At 66.7% G+C, this 21,060-nt stretch carries 19 protein-coding genes; 7 read left to right on the forward strand and 12 right to left on the reverse strand.

The genetic code is table 11. The features are described 5' to 3' along the window. Positions 1-245: 245 nt before the first annotated feature. The gene (locus ACFY01_RS42855; protein ID WP_390741240.1) at positions 246-671 is read left to right on the forward strand and encodes a nuclear transport factor 2 family protein; all 426 of its coding nucleotides are present in this window, start codon (positions 246-248) and stop codon (positions 669-671) included. Positions 672-1,111: 440 nt separating this feature from the next. Here the strand turns inward: ACFY01_RS42855 and ACFY01_RS42860 are convergent, their stop codons facing one another. After that, complete coding sequence (locus ACFY01_RS42860) at positions 1,112-2,068, reverse strand: quinone oxidoreductase family protein (RefSeq protein ID WP_390741241.1); 957 nt, start codon at positions 2,066-2,068, stop codon at positions 1,112-1,114. Between the two features lie 50 nt (positions 2,069-2,118). Here ACFY01_RS42860 and ACFY01_RS42865 point away from each other — a divergent pair, with 50 nt between their 5' ends. Beyond that, entirely contained in the window at positions 2,119-2,700 is a 582-nt protein-coding gene (locus ACFY01_RS42865) for a TetR/AcrR family transcriptional regulator (RefSeq protein ID WP_390741195.1), read from the forward strand. Positions 2,701-3,056: 356 nt separating this feature from the next. Here the strand turns inward: ACFY01_RS42865 and ACFY01_RS42870 are convergent, their stop codons facing one another. Together ACFY01_RS42870 and ACFY01_RS42875 are read right to left on the reverse strand one after the other, a co-directional pair. Then, entirely contained in the window at positions 3,057-4,166 is a 1,110-nt protein-coding gene (locus ACFY01_RS42870; protein ID WP_390741196.1) for an SDR family oxidoreductase, read from the reverse strand. Between the two features lie 264 nt (positions 4,167-4,430). Continuing rightward, the gene (locus ACFY01_RS42875) at positions 4,431-5,180 is read right to left on the reverse strand and encodes an SDR family NAD(P)-dependent oxidoreductase (protein ID WP_390741197.1); all 750 of its coding nucleotides are present in this window, start codon (positions 5,178-5,180) and stop codon (positions 4,431-4,433) included. 93 nt (positions 5,181-5,273) lie between these two features. Between ACFY01_RS42875 and ACFY01_RS42880 the strand changes: the two genes are divergently transcribed. Beyond that, positions 5,274-5,885: a TetR/AcrR family transcriptional regulator gene (locus tag ACFY01_RS42880; protein ID WP_390741198.1), complete on the forward strand. Its 612-nt coding sequence runs from the start codon at positions 5,274-5,276 to the stop codon at positions 5,883-5,885. Between the two features lie 398 nt (positions 5,886-6,283). On the opposite strand, the gene ACFY01_RS42885 is transcribed toward ACFY01_RS42880, so the two are convergent. Further along, positions 6,284-6,760, reverse strand: coding sequence for a CGNR zinc finger domain-containing protein (locus ACFY01_RS42885; RefSeq protein WP_390741199.1), 477 nt, complete (start codon positions 6,758-6,760; stop codon positions 6,284-6,286). Positions 6,761-6,865: 105 nt separating this feature from the next. Here ACFY01_RS42885 and ACFY01_RS42890 point away from each other — a divergent pair, with 105 nt between their 5' ends. Next, positions 6,866-7,732, forward strand: a complete 867-nt coding sequence (locus ACFY01_RS42890; RefSeq protein ID WP_390741200.1) for an alpha/beta fold hydrolase — start codon at positions 6,866-6,868, stop codon at positions 7,730-7,732. Between the two features lie 671 nt (positions 7,733-8,403). Here ACFY01_RS42890 and ACFY01_RS42895 read toward each other — a convergent pair. The 6 genes from ACFY01_RS42895 to ACFY01_RS42920 form a co-directional block, all read right to left on the reverse strand. Continuing rightward, positions 8,404-9,381 carry an IS3 family transposase gene (locus ACFY01_RS42895; protein ID WP_390741201.1) on the reverse strand — a complete coding sequence of 326 codons (978 nt, stop codon included), beginning with the start codon at positions 9,379-9,381 and terminating at the stop codon, positions 8,404-8,406. A gap of 43 nt (positions 9,382-9,424) precedes the next feature. Continuing rightward, positions 9,425-10,615, reverse strand: a complete 1,191-nt coding sequence (locus tag ACFY01_RS42900) for a cytochrome P450 (RefSeq protein WP_390741202.1) — start codon at positions 10,613-10,615, stop codon at positions 9,425-9,427. 4 nt (positions 10,616-10,619) lie between these two features. Then, complete coding sequence (locus ACFY01_RS42905; RefSeq protein WP_390741203.1) at positions 10,620-11,030, reverse strand: nuclear transport factor 2 family protein; 411 nt, start codon at positions 11,028-11,030, stop codon at positions 10,620-10,622. 156 nt (positions 11,031-11,186) lie between these two features. After that, a complete protein-coding gene (locus ACFY01_RS42910; RefSeq protein ID WP_390741204.1) occupies positions 11,187-11,591 on the reverse strand; it encodes a Dabb family protein in 405 nt (134 codons plus the stop codon). A 175-nt stretch (positions 11,592-11,766) separates the two neighbouring features. Then, positions 11,767-12,681 (reverse strand): NAD-dependent epimerase/dehydratase family protein, encoded by a 915-nt coding sequence (locus ACFY01_RS42915; RefSeq protein WP_390741205.1) that lies wholly within the window; start codon positions 12,679-12,681, stop codon positions 11,767-11,769. Positions 12,682-12,851: 170 nt separating this feature from the next. Further along, positions 12,852-13,376 (reverse strand): GNAT family N-acetyltransferase, encoded by a 525-nt coding sequence (locus ACFY01_RS42920; protein ID WP_390741206.1) that lies wholly within the window; start codon positions 13,374-13,376, stop codon positions 12,852-12,854. A 293-nt stretch (positions 13,377-13,669) separates the two neighbouring features. On the opposite strand from ACFY01_RS42920, the gene ACFY01_RS42925 reads away from it, so the two are divergent. Beyond that, positions 13,670-14,452 (forward strand): transposase, encoded by a 783-nt coding sequence (locus tag ACFY01_RS42925; protein WP_390741207.1) that lies wholly within the window; start codon positions 13,670-13,672, stop codon positions 14,450-14,452. 517 nt (positions 14,453-14,969) lie between these two features. Here ACFY01_RS42925 and ACFY01_RS42930 read toward each other — a convergent pair. Further along, complete coding sequence (locus ACFY01_RS42930; protein ID WP_390741242.1) at positions 14,970-18,779, reverse strand: DNA-binding protein; 3,810 nt, start codon at positions 18,777-18,779, stop codon at positions 14,970-14,972. A 35-nt stretch (positions 18,780-18,814) separates the two neighbouring features. Here ACFY01_RS42930 and ACFY01_RS42935 point away from each other — a divergent pair, with 35 nt between their 5' ends. Together ACFY01_RS42935 and ACFY01_RS42940 are read left to right on the forward strand one after the other, a co-directional pair. Further along, entirely contained in the window at positions 18,815-19,237 is a 423-nt protein-coding gene (locus tag ACFY01_RS42935) for a hypothetical protein (protein ID WP_390741208.1), read from the forward strand. Continuing rightward, entirely contained in the window at positions 19,234-19,932 is a 699-nt protein-coding gene (locus ACFY01_RS42940) for a hypothetical protein (protein ID WP_390741209.1), read from the forward strand. The genes ACFY01_RS42935 and ACFY01_RS42940 overlap by 4 nt, the downstream gene beginning before the upstream one ends. A 10-nt stretch (positions 19,933-19,942) precedes the next feature. Here ACFY01_RS42940 and ACFY01_RS42945 read toward each other — a convergent pair whose 3' ends face one another. After that, the gene (locus ACFY01_RS42945) at positions 19,943-20,932 is read right to left on the reverse strand and encodes an alpha/beta fold hydrolase (protein WP_390741210.1); all 990 of its coding nucleotides are present in this window, start codon (positions 20,930-20,932) and stop codon (positions 19,943-19,945) included. Positions 20,933-21,060 lie beyond the last annotated feature (128 nt).

Genomic DNA, 21,060 nt, shown 5'->3' on the forward strand with positions numbered 1-21,060 from the left:
AGGGTGGTCGTGCGCCCCGCCACGCGCGCCGGGTACGCACCTACAGAAACCTACCTGGACTAAACCGGCTATGGGCCGGGTTCCCGGGGGGGGGGGGGGGGGGCCCCCCCCCCCGGGGGGGCCCCCCCGCCCCTCCCACAGGCCCTGAAGAAACTGATTCAACTCATGGTGGCGCACACAGTCAAACCTTCACTGACCACGATTTTCATGAAACAAGGAGGCTACAAGAAGTGGTGAGCAAGAAGATGAACGATGAAACGCTGACTCAGCGACATGAAACCGTCCGGGAGTACTTCAGGCGAGTAGACCGAGGGGACTCAAGCTTCGCCGATATCTGCACCGATGACATTGAGCTCTACTTCCCCAAGTTCGGATTCGGGCAGGGCAAAGATGCTATTGCCGAGTTGGCGCGACGGCTCGATCTCGAACACCTCGAACATGACATCGATGGCCTGGACATCATGACGAGCGGGGATCGCGTGATCGTCGAAGGACGCGAGTGGGGTACCACTCGCGACGGCCAGACGTGGCCCGACGGCGAAATCTCCAAAGGAATGTTCTGCAACGTGTTCACGTTCCGAGGCCACCTGATCAGCAAGCTCCACGTCTATACGGATCCAGACTTCACCAGCAGCCACCAAGAGAAGGTCCAGCAACTCCACCGCGGCTGATCCTCACGGTTTCCCAGGACTCGGTTGGCATCTGCGGGCCGACAGTGACGGCGGCGACGCTTCCAACGGCGCTGCTCGGGCTTCTCAGGCATGGGTGCAGCTCTCAGCCGGACGAACCGAGCCTCCGGTCTGGCGCAGGCAACCCGGGAATCAATGGGGCATTTCCCAATCTTGGTGACCACTTGACTCTGTCAGAGAACACAAAGACCGCCGACCGCGAGGCGTTCCCGCACGGACGACACCACCCCAGATGTCCGGCATATTCGGGTCCCCACAGAGCGCTGGCAGATGGGACCGATGGTGCTCCCGGGGACCGGCATATGCGGTACACGCCTATACGGGCTCACCGGCCCCGAAGCCGGACGACGTGTGGGCGAGCGCTGGCCTCTCTCGGCTCACGCCGGCGTCGCCGACCACCAGGCTGCACCACCGGGCACTCGTTACGGGATCAGCAGGAGTTTCCCGGTGGTCGTGCGCGACTCGATGTCCGCGTGGGCCTTCGCGGCCTCGGCCAGCGGGTAGCGGCCGCCGATCCGGACAACCAGCTCGCCTCTTTCGACGAGTGTGAACAGCTCGGCCGTGCGCGCCTTGAGTTCCTCGGGCGTGCGGATATGGTCCTCGGTCACGCCGTAGGTGAGGCGGGTGCTGCGGGGGATGTCGGTCATTGCGATGGTCGGCACGTCCCCGATCAGCGGCCCGTAGAACACCATCGTGCCGTGCGTGCGCAGTACCTGCAGCGATGCGGCGAACGTGGTTGCGCCCGCACCGTCGAACACGACGTGCACCCCCTCCCCGCCGGTCAGGTCGCGCACCGGCTCGACGAACGCGTCACCGGTGGAGACCAGGACGTGGTCGGCGCCCGCGTCGGTAGCGGACTTGACCTTCTCCGGTCGCGACACCAGGCCGATCACGGTGCCGCCGCGGGCCTTGACGATCTGGGTGAGCATCATCCCGACCCCGCCGGCAACCGCGTGCACGAGTGCGACGTCCCCCGGCTGCACCGGGTGGGACACAGTGGCGAAGTGGTGTGCGGTCAGGCCCTGCAGGAGCAACGCCGCGGCCGTCTCGTCACCGATGGCGTCGGGCACCGGGACGACACCGCTCGCAGGGAGCACGATCTGCTCGGCGTAACTGCCGTGGGTATTGATCGTCAACCACGCGACCCGATCACCCGGGGCGAACCCGTGCACACCCTCGCCCGTCTCTCCCACCACGCCGACGCCTTCCGCGCCCGGCACCTCGGCCAGGGCCTGTCTGCGGATGGCGGTGTCGAAGAAATTCACACCCGCCACTCGGACGTCCACCAGGACTTCTCCCGGGCCCGGACGAGGGGCCGGCCGCTCGCGCAGCTGCAGCACCTCGGGTCCCCCTGCCTCATTGACAACAATCGCTCTCATGCGGCCGAAGATACGAAGCAAAAAATGTACCTGCAAGTACACTTTTTTCTGTGACCACTAGGAAAGGCACCGCGACCCGCCTACGCATCGTCGAAGCCGCCGCAGAAGAAATCCGGGAACGCGGCACGAACGCCACCACGCTCGACGACGTGGGCCGGCGTAGCGGCACCGGAAAAGGGCAGATTTTCCATTATTTCCCCGGAGGTCGGGAACAGCTTCTGCTCGCGGTCGCCGAACTTGAAGCCGAACGCGTTTTCAACGACCAGGAGCCCTACCTGAGCGAACTCACCTCGCGAGCGGCATGGGAGGCATGGCGCGACCTCATTGTCGAGCGCTACCGCGACCAAGGACTGCACTGCCCGCTCGGGGTCCTGATCGCCGACGTAGGCCGGTACAGCCCAGCGGCGCAAGCCGTATCAGCACAACTGCTACGACGGTGGCAAGAGTGCGTCCGCGCCGGCATCGAGGCCACACAAACAGCCGGCGAGGCCAACCCGGCCCTCGACCCCGACCGCACTGCCGCGGCCGTGATCGCCGCAGTCCAAGGCGGTGTCACCGTCCTGCTCTCCACCGGCTCCGCAGAACACCTGGAGGCCGGACTGAACCTCTGCCTCGACCACCTGTTGTCATAGCCGCACGATCAACGGTAGCTGGGCGATCGCCTCCCCCTCGGCGGCAAGTTCAAGGCGACCAGTCTCCACCACCGAACGTCCGAGACCCGAAACGTTTGCGAAGGCTCCCGCACCTCACGAGAACGGCTCCTGTCCCCACCTACGGCCGGGGCAGCAAGCACCAGCACATCCCAGCCCCGGCCGACCCTTCTCGACCATCTGCGCGCTCGAGCCAGGCCGACCGCACCCCTGGACACACTGCATCCCCTGAGCGGCGGTTGACTCAAGGCGTCCCCGGAAGCACGGCGAGTCGCCGCCGGCCCGGAGGGCTTCACGCAAGGCGGCGTTCTCCGCTTCCAACTCGGCGTTGGGCAGGCTCAATACCTGGATACGGTTGGCGTAGGTGGTGATGGCGGTGCAGGCCTAGGCGCACGACCTGCGCGACGCGGGTGGACGAAGCCGTGGTCGATCAGGCTCTGCCCGGTGTCCCGCAGGATCTCCTCGATCGGGCGGGTGCTCCAGCCCAGTTCGTCGATCGCCTTCTGGCTGGAGAAGCGCTCTGGACGGCCGACGTAGCCGAGTGCCAGGCGCAGGGCGGGGTCGAAGCGTGCGGCAAGCCACATCGCCCAGTACGGCAGTCGGCGAGTGGGGACGCGGAAGCCCTCGGGATCAAACTCGGCGGCGAGAACGCGGGCAATGTCCCACATCCAGGTGTACGGACCGCCGCAGAGGTAGCGGTTGCCGGTGGCTTTCGGGCTCTCCATGGCCAGCCGGTGCGCGAGAGCGATGTCCCGGACGTCGACAAGGCTGAAGCCGAGGTTCGGAACGGCCGGCATGGAGCGGTCGAGCAGCCGTTGGACGACCTCGTTCGAGGTGGTCACCTCGGGGCGTTGCAGAGGGCCCAGGACGAGGGTGGGTATCACTACAGCCAGGTCGAGACGGCGCCCCTCGGGCTGGTCATGGATGAACTTCCAGGCGGCGCGCTCGGCGAGGGTCTTGCTCTTCGCATAGGGGTCGCAGTTCTCGATGAGCGACCAGTCGTCCTCCGTGTAGCTGTCGGCCGTCGGGGCGGGACGGCCGGCGTTGACAGCCAGGGAGGACGAGGTCAGCACCACCCGGCTGACGGTTCCGCTCTCGGCTGCGGCACGCAGTACACGCAGGGTGCCGTCGACAGCGGGACGGATGACCTCGTCCTCGTCGAGCGGGACGGCGGGCGGGTTCGGCGAAGCCACGTGCAGGACGAAGGCGCAGTCGGCGGCCGCTTCGGCCCAGCCCTCGTCGCTGTCCAGCCGGGCGGCCACGAAGTCGAGACGGCCGCCGTATTCGGTGGCGAGGGCGGTCAGATGGGCGACCTTCTCGGTATGTGCCACGTCGCGGACAGTGCCGCGAACCGCGTAGCCGTGCCGGAGCAGTTCCTCGATGCAATGCCCGGCGATGAAGCCGGAGGCACCCGTGACGAGGACGGGGCCGGACTGGGTAAAGCTCATGATTCCCCTGTCGGGTCTGCTGACTGCTCGAAAACCGAGTGCCAAACGGATGATGTGATCGAAGAAGCAGTAGTGTCATCAGCGGGCCAGACTGCGGGCCAGACCCACCGGGTCGTGTTGACCGTCGCGGTTCAAGCCCCCCGGACGGTGAACCCGGACCGCGATCGGTGAACCGCGTCCGCACGCACCGGCGGCCGGTTGTCCGACGGTGCTCGGCCGGAACAGCCCTGACGGCATTGCCGTCCACTGCGCAGTGCGGCCGCTTCACATCTGGTTCTCTCCGCCGTCGACGTACAGGTTGGTGCCGATGACGTAGCTGCTGTCCGCCGAGGCGAGGAAGGCCACAGCGGCGGCAACCTCCTCAGGGCGTCCTATCCGGCCGATCGCGACGTCCGCGCCGAGCTTCGCCTTGAAGGCGGCGGCGTTCTCCTCGCCGACGAGTTCGGTGATGCCGGAGGTGTCGATCGGCCCCGGCGAGATCGCGTTCACCCGGATTCCCCGGCCGATCAGTTCGTTGGCCCAGGTCCGCGCGAAGGAGCGGACAGCGGCCTTGGAAGCCGCGTACGCGCCGAAGGCCGGTGTGCCGTGGTCGGCGGCGGTGGAGGCGTTGAGGATCACCGAGGCGCCCTCGTTCAGCAGCGGCAGGGACTTCTGGACGGTGGCCAGCGTGCCCCTGACATTGACGGCGAAGACGCGATCGTAGTCCTCCATGGTGATGGTCTCCACCGTCGCGAACGAGGCGGTGGCGGCGTTGGCGAACAGCACGTCGAGGCCTTGACCCCGCTCGCGGACCATGTCGTACAGCCGGTCCAGGTCGGCCGGATCGGTGATGTCGCCCGGCACCGCCGTGACCGCGGAGCCGATGGAGTCGACAGCCTCGTCCAGCTCGGCCTTGCGCCGGCCGGTGATGAACACGTGCGCCCCTTCGGCCGCCAGCCGCGCAGCGGTGGCCCGGCCGATGCCCCGCGTCCCGCCGCCCGTCACGACAGCGATCTTGTCCTTGAATCTGTCCACTGCTTGACCTCGCATTATTTATGTTCCGATCGGAACTGAATGAGACCATAGCACTTCCAGTCCGCCCGGTACAGAAGAGGTATGATTTCGACCATGGAAGGCATTCGAAGGGCGCCGGTGGGCCGGCCGCGAGGGTTCGACACCGAGGAGGCTCTCGAACGGGCCATGGTGGTCTTCTGGGAACACGGCTACGACGGCGTCAGCCTGACCGACCTGACTCGCGCCATGGGAATCACGAAGACGAGCCTGTACGCGGCCTTCGGCAACAAGGAAGAACTGTTCCGCAGAGCCCTGGAACGCTACGCCGAAGGCCCGGCCTCCTACAGCTCGCGCGCACTGGAGGAGCCGACCGCCCGGGAGGTGGCCGAGGCCTACCTCACTGGCTCGGTCAACGCCTCCACTCAGCACGGCTGCCCCGCCGGATGCCTGGGCGTGCAGGGCTTCCTGGCCATCGGACACCTCGGGCAGAGCGCGCGCGATGCCCTGAACGCCTGGCGGGACGCGAACCGTTCGCGTCTCCGCGGCCGCTTCCAGCGAGCCGTCGACGAGGGCGACCTGCGCTCGGGCGCCGATCCGGACGAACTCGCCGGCTACCTCATGACGATGGCGAACGGAATCGCCGTCCAAGCGGCTTGCGGAGCAGGCCGCGGTGAACTCCAGAAGCTGGTCGACACAGCCGTGCAGCACTGGACGCTTGCTCTGTGAAACCTCACTGACCGACGCCCGCGCTCAGAACGACAGCGTCGGCCGGAGCCGCCTGCATACGTGTCCCTCGGGCATCGGAGGGCTGGTCAGGCCTTGCCCTTCCACCGCTCGTCGGTGTCGTTGACGGCCAGTTCGGCGGCCGCGAGGTCAACGTGCAGAGGGATGCGGCCAGGCACGCTGCCTCACCCCCTATCACGCACCAACTCGTCAGGGCTTGAGTCAAGGCCCCACGCGGACAGCGGAGCGTCGGGGGCTCGCCTGGACGAACAGCTCACCGGAAGATCAGCTGCCTTGTTGGGCGGAGCGCAGGATCAGGCGGAGGCCGTGTTCACGTCATCGGAATCCTCCGACGGACGATCACGCTCGGGGCACCGTCGGAGGTCGGGACGAGAACAAGGTCAGTGGGTGCGTTCGTAGTGGCGGCGTGCCTTTTCGCGGTTGCCGCAGACGGCCATCGAGCACCAGCGGGCACGGTTGGCGCGGCTGCGGTCGAGCAGGAACAGCCGGCACTCAACGTTGGCGCAGGGGCGTAGCCGGCCGGGCATGTGCTTCTCGGTGGCAGCCCAGGCAAGAACCACCTCGACAGCCAGCCGGGCGTGCGGGGGAGTCTTGACCATCCACTGAAGACCATCCGAAGTGATCTCCGGGATCTGGTGGACCCCTTCGAGCAGCGGGCTCAACGCGGCGGGCGAGCTTTCTCCGCGCACTATGTCCCGCAGGACGTCCCGCGTCTCGCGCAGCAGCGCCAGTTCCGCGAGGCTGCCTGCACCGCCGTGCTCTCGCGCCCAGCGTCTGCCTCCGACCGGGTCGAGTGCGTCACGTTCCTCGCCGTTGACCAGTGGCCTGCTGTTGAGCAGGTCCAGCAGCGTGTCCATCGGATGCCACTCTCCCTCTAACCTGATCGAGTCGTTTGACAGGTTAGATCATTCCGTGCTTGCCTGACGAGAGACTAACCAGATCAAATATTCGAAGGGGTTACAATGAGCTCGGTGCACCACCGGACCGCCACCGTCGACGGTCGTGAGATCTTCTACCGCGAAGCCGGCCCCGCCGACGCCCCCGCGATCGTCCTGCTGCACGGCTACCCGACCAGCTCGTTCATGTTCCGCGAACTCATCCCGCTGCTGGCCGACAACTACCACGTCATCGCGCCCGACCACCTCGGCTTCGGCCACTCCGACGCCCCCCTCGTAGGGGAGTTCACCTACACCTTCGACGCCCTCGCCGAACTCACCTCCGGACTGCTCGACCAACTGGGCCTGGACCGCTACGCCCTCTACGTCCAGGACTACGGCGCCCCCATCGGATGGCGCCTGGCGCTCCAGCACCCCGAACGGATCTCCGCCCTCGTCACCCAGAACGGCAACGGCTACGAGGACGGTTTCGTCGAGTCGTTCTGGACCGACGTGTGGGCCTACGGGGCGAACCCCGGCCCCGACACCGAACCCGCCGTCCGCGCCGCGCTGGGCATCGACGCCATCCGCTGGCAGTACCTGCACGGCGTGCCCGATCCGAGCCTGGTCAGCCCGGACACCTGGGAGCACGACTTCGCCCTCGTGTCCCGCGAGGGCAACGACGAGGTCCAGCTGGCGCTGTTCCGCGACTACCAGAACAACCGCCCGCTCTACCCGCTGCTGCACGAATTCCTACGTACCAGTGAGGTCCCGGTGCTCGCCGTGTGGGGCCGCAACGACGAAATCTTCGGCCCGGGAGGCGCGCGAGCCTTCGCCCGCGACGCCAAGGACGCGGAGGTGCACCTGGTCAACGGCGGTCACTTCCTGTTGGAGAGCCACCTGGACGTCGTCGCGGGTTACCTGCGCGGTTTCCTCGGGCGAGTGCTGGGGTAGGTGGGGCCGGAAGCTGGAAGTGGAGCTCTTCACAGGCCACCGCGCCGACAGGGCAGTCCAGGGCCCCTCGGTTCCGTCGTCCTTGCCCAGTGAGTCCGCACAGGCTCACCCGGCCCATGTCAGCACCCTTTCGGGTCCGGGCAGTGCACCCGTATCCGGACGGTTATGCGGGGCGACCAGCGGAGAGGCCGGTCATGCTGTCCCGGGTTCCCGTTTCCTTTCGGCTTCCGGCATTGGCTTCTTGGGCCATCCTGTTCCCGCTAGGGAGTTGAGCCTTCCTCGCGGTCGGCCTACCGAGTCACGAAGACCCGGACCCCAACGGGGTTTCCACGTTCCACACGAATGAGATACGACCGGGGTGGGTGCTCCCTTTGCCCCGAGGCGGCGGTGTCCACCTGGCCGAAGTGACCTCTGCCGGCCAGCGCCTGCCGCTTCTCAGCGGCCAGCCATGCACCCCGCTGGAACCTTCCATCGACGGGGCCTGGGATCACGAGGCATCAAGGGGAGTTCATTTGCGTTCACCCGTCCGGTCTTCCCCTTGCCGGTAGCTCCCGGATGGAGCGGGAGCCCTTGGGTTTTCCCCCGAGCTTCGCACCACGCCGTTACCGGCATCGCACGTCAGGGGCGGGGACGGGTCATACGGACACGGACCCGTGACTGCACCTACGGCCTCATGTACGTAGACGGCAACATGGGCACGGTTCGCGGTATCCGGGTCCACGCCCTCGCGCTCGCACATCAACAGGTACTCGGCCAGTCCCCGGCCGTAGGCGTCGATCGTGCGCGGGGCGCGTCCGAGGTCCCTCCAGATCGTCAGCCAGGCCGCCGCCTGCTCGTGCCGACCGAGCACCGGCCACTTCTCCGTCAACACCGCCGTGCCGCTCAAAGCTTCTCCCAAGTCCGTGGTTGCACCGGGGAGACATGATCACCCCGACAGATTCCACGCAACTTTTAAGATGCTCGCGCGGCAGATGTTCGGCCGCGCCAACTTCGCCCGTCGGCCCGCAAGTACGGGGCTGCGTTCGCACAGTGCGTCGGCCGCCGGCCACCGCGTCGTGCCCCCGGCTCGGGTTGCACCTTTGGGGCATCTGCCCGGGCTCGACGTCGCGGGACGCGCGAGCGTACTCCAGCGTGGTCAGGACCAAGTCGGCGTCCGCTCGGGCGGAGGTCTCCCACGCGACCACCCGGCGGGAGAAGGCGTCCCGGATCGCGGAGAGCCACAACGGCCCCTCGCCGGTCGGGATCATCGTGAGGTCGGTGACCCACAGCCGGTTCGGCGCCTTCGCGGTGAAGTCCCGCTCCACCAGGTCCGGGGCCGGCGTGGCCTTCGGGTCGCGGCGCGTGAAGCCCTTCCGCCTCGGGCTCACGCCCGCGATGTCGGCCTCGCGCATCAGCCGCTCGACGCGCTTGCGCCCGACGTGGACGCCCTCCCGCTTGAGGACGGCGTGCACGCGCGGTGAGCCGTAGACGCCACCGGATTCCGTGTGGATCTCCTTGATCCGCTCGGTCAGCTCGACGTCGCGGCGCCGCCGTTCGCACGGTTCACGCTCGGCCCGGCGCCACCGGTAGTAGGTGGAGGAGGCGATGTGCAGTTCCCGAAGTACGCATTCGACTCCCCGGCGGGGATGCTCGTCGAGGAGCGCCGTCACCTGGGCCGGGTCGGGTCGAGTTGCTCGGCTTCCATCCGCCGACTCACCATGTCACCGGAACCTCCCGCAGCCCGTGCACCACCGAACCGACCTTGAACCTCAGCGCGCTCGGCTCCACGGCCAGTGCAAGCTCGGGGAAGCGGTTCAGCAGCATGGGCAGCCCGAGGGTGAGCTCGAGGCGTGCCAGAGGTGCTCCCAGGCAATGGTGGATGCCGTGCCCGAAGGCGAGGTGATGGGTGGTATCCCGGGTGATATCCAGTCGGCCGGGCCTGTCGACGAGAGCGGCGTCGTGGTTGGCGGCGGGCAGCGCGACCAGCAGTAGATCGCCGCTGCTGATGGGCTGGCCGCCGACGATCGTATCCCGGGTGGCGCGACGTGGTGGGTTGATCTGTACCACCGAGAGGTAGCGCAGCAACTCCTCCACGGCCTTGTCGATCAGGGTCGGGTCCGCACGCAGCTGCGCCAGTTGGTCCGGGTTTGCGAGCAACGCGACCACAGACGATGCCATCATGTCCGCCGTGGTCTCGTGGCCGGCCTGCAGCAGGGTGGCTCCGATGGCGGCGAGGTTCTTCGGTGTCAGTTCATCGCCGTGTTCGACGACCAGTTCGCTGAGCAGGCCGGCACCGGGGTTGGCGCGCGCCCGCAGGGCGAGTTCGTGGATATAGGTGTTGATCCCCTCGTTCGCGGTGGTCCGTTCGGCCTCCGAAATCGTGAAGTCGAAGCTCGCGTCGAGCAGCTTCTGGACCCTTTCGCGCTCGTCCAGCGGAGCGCCGAGCATCTCGCAGATGACCTGAGAGGGCACCTGCCAGGTGAAGTGACTCATCAGGTCGGCAGGCGGGCCCGCCTGCTCCAACGCGTCGAGATGTTCCTCGATGATCTCCACGATCCGCGGTTGCCAGCGTGCGAGCGCTCGGCCGGTGAACCTGGGGGCCAGCATCTTACGAAGGATCGTGTGCTCGGGCGGGTCCATGAACAGCAGCGCCCCGGGCATGTCGAGGATGTCCGGGTCGCCGCTGCGGAACATCGGTACCGAGTCGCCCGTGGTGAACAGCGAAGAATCACCCAGGACAGTACGTACGTCCTCGGCGGCAGTGACCAGCCATGCCTCCTGTCCGAACACCGTCGTGGTTCGGGTCAGGCGCGCCTGGTCTCTCGCTGCGAGCAGCGCCGGGGCGGGTAGCAGCCCATCGCGTTGAAGGAAGACGGGAAGTTCATCGAAACCCGGGACCGTCATGACGTCACTCCTTGCCAGGATGGGATGAGACGGACGAGACCGGACTCACATAGAAGCGAGTCCAATTTATGCGATCGTCGCGGACGGTCATTACTACAGGTCCGACCAAGAGGGCGGGTAGTCCCTCAGGAGAAGTTCCACCCATTTCCCATTCGGACCACACCTCGGACCCCGAAATCGCTGTCCGTAGAACTCTTGCTTTCAGATCGGGCACTCGGGTAAATATCAAGGACCAGTTCGTCAGCACTTGCTCCCGCCCGGTAAAACTTTCTGCAGGACGGTGCGGCACCTCCGCCGCGTAGTCGGCAGTGAAGCAGTCGGCGACTCGTTGCGCTGAATGCGAATTGATGGCGTCACAAAGGCGATCTACCGCGTCAATTAGGTGCACGGAACTACTCCTTCTCAAGGATTGCATGTCATTCGATCCCGGCCCGGCCGCATCGGAATGTCTGGCCAGGTCCTCACTGAGCCGGTGCCGTAACCATCGTAAAAGTTATCGAGGGGTGATTGCGTCACGACCGGCAGGTGCCGTGTGCCTTGCTACGCATACCTGCCGGTCATGACGTGCTGATCAGTCGTTCGCGCCGGCGCCGCGAAATTCTGGGACGTCCGAAAGCATGCCGGGAATCTCCGGGTTCAGGGTGCTGCGGCGGCGGTGCAGTTCTTCGATTTTCGCGTACAGGTCAGGATCGTCGTCGTCGCTGATGTCGAAGATGTCGAGGCGTTCGAGTAGCGCCAGGCCCAGATGGTCAGTCCCGATGGTCGCGGGGTGGGTCAGGTACTCGTAGAGGCCGTCGAGGTCCTCAACGACGAAGACACAGCTGTAGTCGAATTCCCCGCCGAGATCGCGGCCAACCATGAAAGACTTCACGGCCGGGTTGGACCGTCCTTGGTTGCGCCAACTTTCCAAGGCAGCCTCGATTTGCTCGGGTGTGACTTCGGCCTTGGCCTTCGCGCGGTTGATGTGGTAGATCATGGCTACTCCTGTTGTTGTTTATTACTGCCGAAGAGGGATGCCTTACACGACACAGCCCAGATGGTGGGCCTCATCGCAGGATTCACTCGAATGCGATAAGGGCCGATTCACCGGACGTGTCATGACGAAGCGCGGTGCCGGAATCGCTGTTTGCTGTCGAACCCGGGAGGCGGGGTCAAGCCGCCGCCGCGCTCACCTGATCATTGATAACGATGTCCAGGTCGGTGGCGGTGAGACCGAAGGTGTCAGCTGTTTTTGAGGCGTCCATGAGGAACGGCGAGTACCACTGATAGTCCATTTCGGCCATTTCACGGGCTGCCGGTACCAAAAGCCCAGCTGTACGCATTGCCGCGCGTGGCAACGGGATCAGCTTGACCGGGGGCCGGCCTGCAGCGGCGGCGTAGCGCCGCGCCAGTTCACGGATGCTGATGGCCGGTGGCGACGGCACATGCCACGCCTGACCCCACGCACGCTCATCGTTTCCCAGTGTGACCAGGGCCCGAGCCATGTCTCCGTTGAAGGTGAAGGTATGTGGCGCGTCTAGATCGGCAGGCACCCAGGCTGCTCGGCCCGCCTTCATTGCCGGCTCAATGATTATGGAAAATACGCCATTCGAGTCCCTGCCGATGTAGTCGCACCCGCGAACCTCCACGGTGCGGACTCCGGAGTTAAGGGCCTGCTCCCACAGCCGTTTACGGAGAAGACCTTTAGACCCAGTGGCGGCCATGGGGGTGTATTCGTTCATCATACCGTCAGGCTGCGGGCCGTAAGCGTACATGCTGCCAGTAATTGCCAGCACGGCCCCGTTTGCTTTCGCTGCTGCGATGACCGCATTCTGTATGGGCGGCAAGAGTCGTTCCCACATTGTGTAGGAAGGCGGGTTCGCACAGTGATAGATCACCTTTGCGCCGCGAGACAGTTCGGTCAAGCGGCCCGGGTCGGAAGCATCCGCGGCGACCCGTTCGACCTGCGGATACTCCGGGCCCGAGCCGCTGCGCGTGACAATGCGGACCCTTTCACCGCGGTCGGCGAGCAGCCGAGCGACATTCGTGCCGATGGAACCGGCGCCGATAACGACATGTATGTCCATGATAGGCTCTTTCATATAGAGAGGTGTCCCGGGTTCGTTAATGACTCAGGACAAAGTTCGTCGATGGTCGTTGTGGAAACTAATCGGCCTGAGCTTGGGCCGCAGGGCAGACCTCGGATCGGCGGTCTTCACGTTGCCGTATGCTGCCGCCTGTCAGTGAGGAAAGAGGTTCAGTCGAGAGTGACTTCGCTGCGGACGATTCCGTATACGACCATGTCGTGGTAACAACCATTGCGGAACTGGGCGCCCCTCAGCACGCCTTCACGCGTAAAGCCAGCCTTCTCCAGGGCACGTTGCTCGGCAATGTTTTTCACATTCGTGTGCGCGTCGACGCGGTTTACCTCGGTATGGGCGAAGAGGTACCGGGCGAGCAATGCCTGGGCCTGTGTGCCGATGCCCTGACCGCGAACTTCGTGGCGGAGACCTATGCCGATGTTCCAGCCGCGGTTGAGCGGCCCGTAAGGGACGGGCCGCCAGGAGACTGTTCCCAGTGCCTCCTGGCCGCTCACGACCGTGAGTGTGCCTGAATCGGCGGTGAGCAGGCCATTCTCCGACCAGCGCCTGCGCTTGGCCATGGGATCGGAAAAACCGAACCAGTCGAATGCCTCGTCGGATTCCGGGCTGGCGTTGAACAGGATGTCGAGGAGCCCGAGGTCTTTTTCGGAAACGGGAATAAGGCGGATCTTTTTGTCCATGGCGATGTCCTGTCTGGCTACTCGCTAACTTCCACCCCTGCTGAGCAGCCATTTCACCCCATCGAGACAGGATGAAAGAGGCTCAGTGAGCTATGGGCTCGTATCAATCTCGTCGCCCGTCTTCGTACTTCGTCACCGGCGGTGTCGCACGAGTCGTGACGCTAGCCGGGACTCGCTGCGCTTTGGCAGACATAGATTTTTCTAACACTGTCAGGTACTACCTCAGATCTTGTGACTGGTGATCGGTGCTGACTGTTGTCCGGTCATGCTGATGGATGTGAGCGTGGAGCACGTTGAGGGGTGGGCAGAGAACTCGCTGCCCTGACGGGCGGGTTGGGGCATCTGTTCGCCCGGCCGGGGCCGCGGGAGGTGTTCGCCGATCTGATCGAGGGGCTGCCGTCTGGCCTGGGCCGGAAGAACGGCTGGACGATGGCAGGGCGAGCCGGGCATGCCACCCCGCACCGGATCCAGAAGTTTCTGGGAGAGGCGTCCTGGAGCGCGGACGGACTGCTGGCCGAGGTGCAGGCTTACGCGGCACGAAAGTTGGGGGATCCGAGCGCGACGCTGGTGCTGGACGGCACCCAGGTGATCAAGAAGGTGACAAGTCCGTCGGGGTCGGCCACCAGCACTGCGGGACGACCGGTGACGTCCGCAACTGCCAAGTCATGGTGATGCTCACCTATGCCGCCGCGAGTGGCCACACCTTCTACGACCGGCGTCTGTACCTGCCGCAGTCCTGGACCGGCGATCGTGAGCGGTGCCGGGCAGCCGGAGTCCCCGACGAGGTCGCCTTCGCCACCAAGCCGCAGCTGGGCATCGCCATGCTGCAGGGCGCGGTGGCCGGTGGGCTGCCGTTCTCCTGGGTGGCTGCCGACGCGGACTCGGGCAAGAACCCCGCTCTGAGGTCCTGGTGCACGGGCAGAGGATCCGCTACGTGCTCGCGGTGCCGCTCACGCTGCCGGTTCAGGGCCCACCGGGCAAGCCGTACCTGCCGAAGGTCGCGGCGGCGGGTGACCTGCTGCGCTACGCCACGCACCTGCTCCCACCATCACCGTGTCCGCCACTGGTTCAAGTAGACGCGCCCGAGGATGGCCTCCCACCCGTGAAGGCGGTTCTGCACGGCGGACGAGCTGTTCGGGGTGGGCGGCGCCGTAGCGGGTGGAGAACCCGGAGGTGACGTTGCGGTGGGTAAACCCGCCCATGGCGCGCCTCCCACCTCCTGCCCCTCCGATCCGCTGCGTGGTGCACCGCTCCCAGTTCGAATGCCTGTTCGAGCATCGTAGCGCGTGAGATCCCAGGTCAAGAGCGGGGCAGATGAGCGCCGCCCGCCCGGGGCTGCACGCCGGCACTCTCCAGAGGCCGTGCAGGTCTGGCATGCCGGTACAGGCGGAGGCGCCACCGGGAGCCGGGACGGCTCGCGAACCCCCACCACGAGAACCTCGCCCTGACGAAACGCGACGGCGCCCGGAGACTCGTCCCTCTCCCTTTCGCCGAGTGAGTGCGTCATGACCTGCTACGACACCCGGCCACACACGCTCATGCGCCCATCAACGCATGAGCTCGGGCTGGGCGGCAATCTGCCGGGCAGCGCGCTCAGCAGGTACGGCGGTAGGTCAGGCTTGGAAGGTATGTCTTCCAAGCCGACCGGGATAGACCAGAATGGGCGCGAGCACAGGCCTGGCGGACCAGGTGGGCGGGCGTGAGGTCATACCTCTGGAGGAAGACGTTGGTGCCTGCGGCATACAGGGTATCGCCGTCGGCGCCGAAAGCCAGGGAGAAGATCCCGTCGCCAGCGGTGGGAAGCGGGGACCCGAGCGGCTGGTTGGACGGTACGTCCCACAGCTGCACGGTCCCGGAGCCGGCCGCGACCGCGAGGGTGCGGCCGTCCGGGGAGAAGGCCAGTGCGTCGATGGGATCTGGGCTGTCTGAGGGCGAGCCGGTGTATGTGCCCGGAAGCACGCCCACGCGTCGGCGCACATCTCCGTCCCACAGGGTGACGCGGCCCGAGATATCGCCCACCGCGAGGTGCTCTCCGTCGGGGCTGAAGGCCAGCGTTTCGGCGTCGTCGTCGCTCAGCACGCGATGGATCACCCGCCCGCTGGGCATGTCGATGACCGCACCCTGCCCCGACACCAGCTTGTGCGTGTCTGGGCGGACGGCTGTGATCCCTCCCATGGAGATGATCTCTCCTAAAGAGTGATCGTCTGCGAGGATCCCGACGAGGGTTTTGATCCTCTTCTGTCGGTGTACATCCCACAGTTCGATCCTGGTCGACTGCGTCGTGTCACGTGATACGAAAAGAGTGCGGCCGCGGGCGTCGAGAGCAAGCCCCTTGACATCTTCGAGGCCGGAAAGGCTGGACCGGATGTCAATGCTGGCCACTCTCTGCTGGGCCGTGACATCCCACACCGTGATCCGTTGGCGGCGCGGAAAGCGCACATCTGTGCTTGCCCCGGCTTCCAAGTAGGCGAAGATGCGACCGTCGGAGCTGAGTGCCATCGGCGCGTTGCAGTCGGCTACGACAGTGCCCTCCCTTTTGCCCTTCGACCTATCCGCACCGGGCCTCTCAAGCAGACACGGGTTCCCCGGCGGAGTGGAGACGACCCGCCCGTTGCGCGTGTCCCGCAGACTGAAGGCCTTGTCACCGGCCCATCGGAGTACGGCCAGGTGTCTGCCGTCATCGCTTAGTTGGGCTCCGTCGTACGGAGGGCTGTGCCACTGAGCCGTCGTCGCTCGGCCCAGATTCAGCGACCGCACAGCAGTCCCGCTTTTGTTGAGGTAACGCACTACCCCGGCGGCGAGATCAAGTCTGAGTTCGCTTGGTGCCTCGCTGGTCAGAGCATGACGGAAGACCGGCGTGTCGGGGGAGGAGAAGCGCCACAGGACGATTCCTGACGCGGTGGTGGTTGCCAGGAAATCGCCTTCCACGCTGAATTGCGATTCCTCCGTCGAGTAGCCTTCCTGGGCCAGCTGAGGAAGTTCGCGTCCAGTGTGAAGATCCCACCTGCGGATCGCTGTGTCGGTGACGAACATGAGCTGGCGGTTGTCTGGGGAGAAGGCGTGCCAGCCGTCGTGACAGGAGCCACGTCCGAGCTTGCGTGCCCAAAGCGGTGTCGCACGTTGCCCCTTCGCGATATCCCAGACCTGCAGGGGCCGGTCATCCTCACACATCAGGAGCCATCGGTCGTCCGGACTGACGGCCGAGCCGCTCGTGAAACGAGGCCTGACCTGCGTGAGGAGTCGGTGCTTGCGCACGTCCCAGACCTGAATCGACGAGGGATCCGTGGCCTCGTCCAGCACAAGGAGGGTGTGCCCGCTGGCGGAGAAATGTGCGAATAACGGTGCACCATGACCGAGCTGCGCGGCGGTGCGTCCGGCACGGACGTCCCACAGCCGGACGCCGCCTTGCATGACGAGAGCGAGCATGTTGCCATCCGGGCTCAGGACCACGTCGTCGGCCTCGCTCGCCAACCGGCCGGGACCTCGATACTCATGGGTCTGGCGGTGTGTGCGCAGGTCCCACGTCTGTACGTGATCGGATGAGACGGACACCAACGTTCTTCCGTCTGCTGTCAGGTGGCGTACGGCCGTCGGGGAGTCGGGGTCCGGCACCGTGAACACGTCCTGCTCGCGCTGCGTCATAGCCCCTACGAGCGCCGCTCTGGTCTCCGTCGTGTGCGCCAGTTTCCAGGCGGCGACACTCAACCGCATGGCTGTCACGGGATCCGAGAACCGCATGCTGCCGGCGACAGCCGCGACTCGGCGGGCCTCCGCCTCCACGTGACGGCGGTCGTTGGCCCTGTTCTGCTGCCATGCAATCGCGCCTGCCACCAGGGCGAGTACCAGCAAGATCGACATGGAGGCAGAGAAGGTACGCAGTCGTCGGCGTTCTCCGCTACGGCGTGCGCGGCTTGTCCTGAGGAATGCCTGCTCGAGACGGGTTAGTTCAGCAGTCCTGTCTCCTGCAAAGGCATCCTCGGCGGCCGCCAGGCGTATGCCCCTGTACAGAGCTCCGGGATCGCGGTCCAGCGCGTCCCAGGCGGTGGCGGCCTCCGTCAGCCGCCGATGGACACGCAGCCGCTCACGATCGGTGTCGATCCAGCTTCTAAGACGAGGCCAGGCGCTGATGAGCGCCTCGTGAGCCAGGTCGACCTGATCGTCGTCCAGAGTGAGCAGCCGGGCACGGACCAACTGCTCGATGACCGTCGCCGTGTCGGCGGGCTCACCGAAGTCGAACTCCTCGCGTCGGGCAGGTCTGCGGGTATCAGGGGCTCCGTCTCCCGGGGTGACCAGACGCAGCAGGATCCGACATGCGAGGTCGGCCTGGGCTGGCGTAAACCGGCCGTGGATGTCTTCGGCGGTGCGGGTGATGGCACCGTGCAGGCCGCCGAGGGACTCATAGGCCTCCAGAGTGAGAGCTCGGCCCTTGCGGTGGTACCAGGTCTCGAGCAGGGCGTGCGACATCAGCGGCAGGGCCCCGGGTTCGCCTTCGACCTCGTCCAAGAGGCGTGCGCTCAGGGCACGTTCCACGATCATCCCCGCTCTTTGGGCGGGCTTGACGATGGCCTCACGCAGCTCGTCGCGGCTCATGGGACCGGCCAGCACAGTCCCGTCCTGCAGGGCCGCTGTCAAGGCCGGGTGTTCGGCGCAGCGGCCAAGGAAGTCGGCCCGGACGGCGATGACGACACGCAGTCTGCTCCCGGGATCGATGGCGGTCAGGAGGCGGTCAATGAACTGGTCGCGCTCGTCCGGGTCGTGGCAGAGGGTGTATAGCTCTTCGAACTGGTCCACGATCAGCCACGTGTCCCCGTCGCCGTCCTTCGGCGTCAGCCGCTGTTCGTGCGTGCGCAGGGGGTGCTCGCCAGGGGTGAGAACGCGCAGCGCGGCCGGCTGAGGGGTGGCTTGATCCGGGGCACGAAGGCGGGGGATGAGGCCGGCACGCAGTAGAGAGGACTTGCCGCTGCCGGACGGGCCGAACACGGCGGTGAACCGACGGATACGGGTCAGCTCGAACAGGCGGTCGGTGAGCCGGTCGCGGCCGAAGAACAGATCGGCGTCGCCTGGCTCGAAGCGGGCCAGACCCCGGTACGGAGGCTCGGCATGCTGATCCTCGGTTCGGGCTTCCGCCGCTGCTTCAGCGGCCGCCTGCCGCCAACGTGCCTCCCAATCCTCCGGGTCGCCACCGCAGGCTTGTACATAAGCGAGGACGACCGGCAGGGTCGGCAGCCGCTCCCCCGCGGCCGCCTGCGACAGCGTGCTCGCCCCCTGCCCCGCGCGCTGCGCCATCACCCGGTAGGTCGGGCTCCCGGCTTCTGCGCGGAGTTTGCGTAACTCGGCCGCCAGCCGTTGCACCGGACCCGCGTTCGGATCGAGCGGACTCTCCGGACGTCCCGCCACCGACATCACCCCCTGCGCCGCTCCCCCGTGGACGCAGCGCTGTGGTCCGTGAAGCTACGCGCACCCGTGAGGCAACGGCAACAACAGGCGACTTCTTTGGTCAGCCCCGCACGCTGACGATCCTGCTGTACTGGCTCGGCGCCGACACGGCGGTCTTCGCACGCGACGTGTACGACCTCGCCCGGATCGACATGACCCTCGCGGGCAAGCCCGTCTGCCAGTTCCTGTGCGCTCGCGGCATGCTGGTGGAGGATCCCGCCCTGCACCGGGATGCGGATCAGGTGTGGATCGAGTCGGTCCTGGCCGCGCTGCCGGGGCCGGTCGCGAGCGAAGTGCGCACCTGGGTGAAGGTCCTGCGCGAGCAGGGCCCTCGCGAGGGTGAGCCGCGCAGGTACGACAGCATCCGCCGCTTCCTCAGCAACCCCAGCCCGCCCTCACCGCCTGGACCACGACCGTCGGTGTGACCTCGCTGAGGGAGATCACCAAGGACCAGGTGGAGGACGCCGTAGGTGGGGTGTCCGGCTACGCCCGCCGTGGGCTGGCCACGGCCATGCGCAGTCTCTTCCGTGCGCTGAAGCGTGAGCGCGTGATCTTCCGCAACCTCGCCCGGGACCTCCCGGTCGGCGACATCAAGGGCATCCCGAAGTCCATCCCCTCCGACCTCCTCATGGGGCTGCTCGACCAGGCGACCACACCGCTCGGCCGCCTCGTTGTGGCCCTCGCCGCCGTCCACGCGCTGCCCGGCAAGGAGAGCCAGACCCTGCACACCACGGGCCTGGATCTCTCCCGGGGCACCCTCGAAGTCCGGCGCGGTCTGCTGCGGCACACCCTCTACCTGGAGGAGCTCACCCACCAACTCGCCGCCGACTGGACGACCTACCGCCACCACCGCTGGCCGGCCTCGTCCAACCCCCACCTGCTGGTCAGCCAGAAGAGCGCGGTCGACCCCGACCACCCGGCCGTCAGCATCGGTACCCTGAGCGGAGCCCTTCCCCGCGGGCTGACACTGAGCGGCCTGAGACAAGACCGCATCCTCCACGAAGCAGCCGAAAGCGCCGACCCGCTCAGGCTGATGCGGCTGTTCGGCATCACCGAGCAGACCGCCATGCGCTACGTCAGCGCCGCCCACCCCGAACGAACCGCCAAGCTGCCCAGGTAGCCCGCCTGGTTCAGCCCTGGAGGGTGGCGAGCCAGTCGGTCAGCAGGCGGTTGACTTCGTCGGGGCGCTCCTGCTGGATCCAGTGGCCGCAGGCGTCCAAGAGGTGGGAGGCCGACAGGCCGGGGAGGGTGGTGGGGTAGGCGTCGATGGCGTCGGCCATCCAGGTGGTGGAGGCGTCCAGGGCGCCGCCGATGAACAGGGACGGCTGCTTGATCGGGGCTCCGTGGTGCGGGGCGAGGTCTTCCCAGTCTCGGTCCATGTTGCGGTAGCGGTTGAGTGCGCCGGTCAGGCCGGTGCGCTCGAACTCCCCGGCGTAGGCGTCGAGGTCGTCCTCGCTCAGCCAGGCCGGGAGGACCCCTGTGGGGAAGCGGTCGCGCAGCCGGCCGCCGCCGCGGGAAACGAAGTGGGGGTCGGGCTCGCCCTGGGCGGGCATGGTGTCGGCGGACAGGGCCGCGTAGAAGCCCGCGAGCCAGCCCCGGACGTCGGGCTCGATCTCCGCCTCGGCGCGGCCGGGCTCCTGGAAGTAGGAGACGTAGAACTCCTGCTCGGGGCTGCCGATCTGGCCGAAGATGTCGGTGGGGCGGGGGCCGCCGGGCGGCGCGTAGGGGACGCTCAGCAGGCCGACGGCGCGGAAGACCTCGGGGTGGAGCAGGGCGGATGCGGCGGCGATGTTGGCGCCCCAGTCGTGGCCGACGACCACCGCGTTCTCCTGTCCGAGGGCGCGCACGACGGCGACGTTGTCCTCCACCAGGTCCAGCATCCGGTAGGCGTCGGTCGCGGCGGGCTTGGAGGAGCGGCCGTAGCCGCGCACGTCGATCGCCACCGCCCGGTGGCCGGCCGCGGCGAGGGCCGGGAGCTGGCGGCGCCAGGAGTACCAGGACTCGGGGAAGCCGTGGACGAGCAGGACCAGCGGGCCGGTGCCCTGCTCGACCAGGTGCAGGCGCCCGGCTGGGGCCTCGACGGTGCGGTGGCGGAGCTCGGCGGTCGGCTCGGGCTGCATGGGCTTCTCCTCGATTCGCGGGCGGACGTGGCTACCCATCGATCATGCGGCGCGGTACCCGCCCGACGCGATCAGCCTTGCCATTCTGGCAAACTCGCAGGACAGAGCGGTGGAGCGGCACGGTAAGA

This window comes from Streptomyces sp. NPDC001480 (assembly GCF_042894725.1).
Taxonomy (GTDB): Bacteria; Actinomycetota; Actinomycetes; order Streptomycetales; family Streptomycetaceae; genus Streptomyces.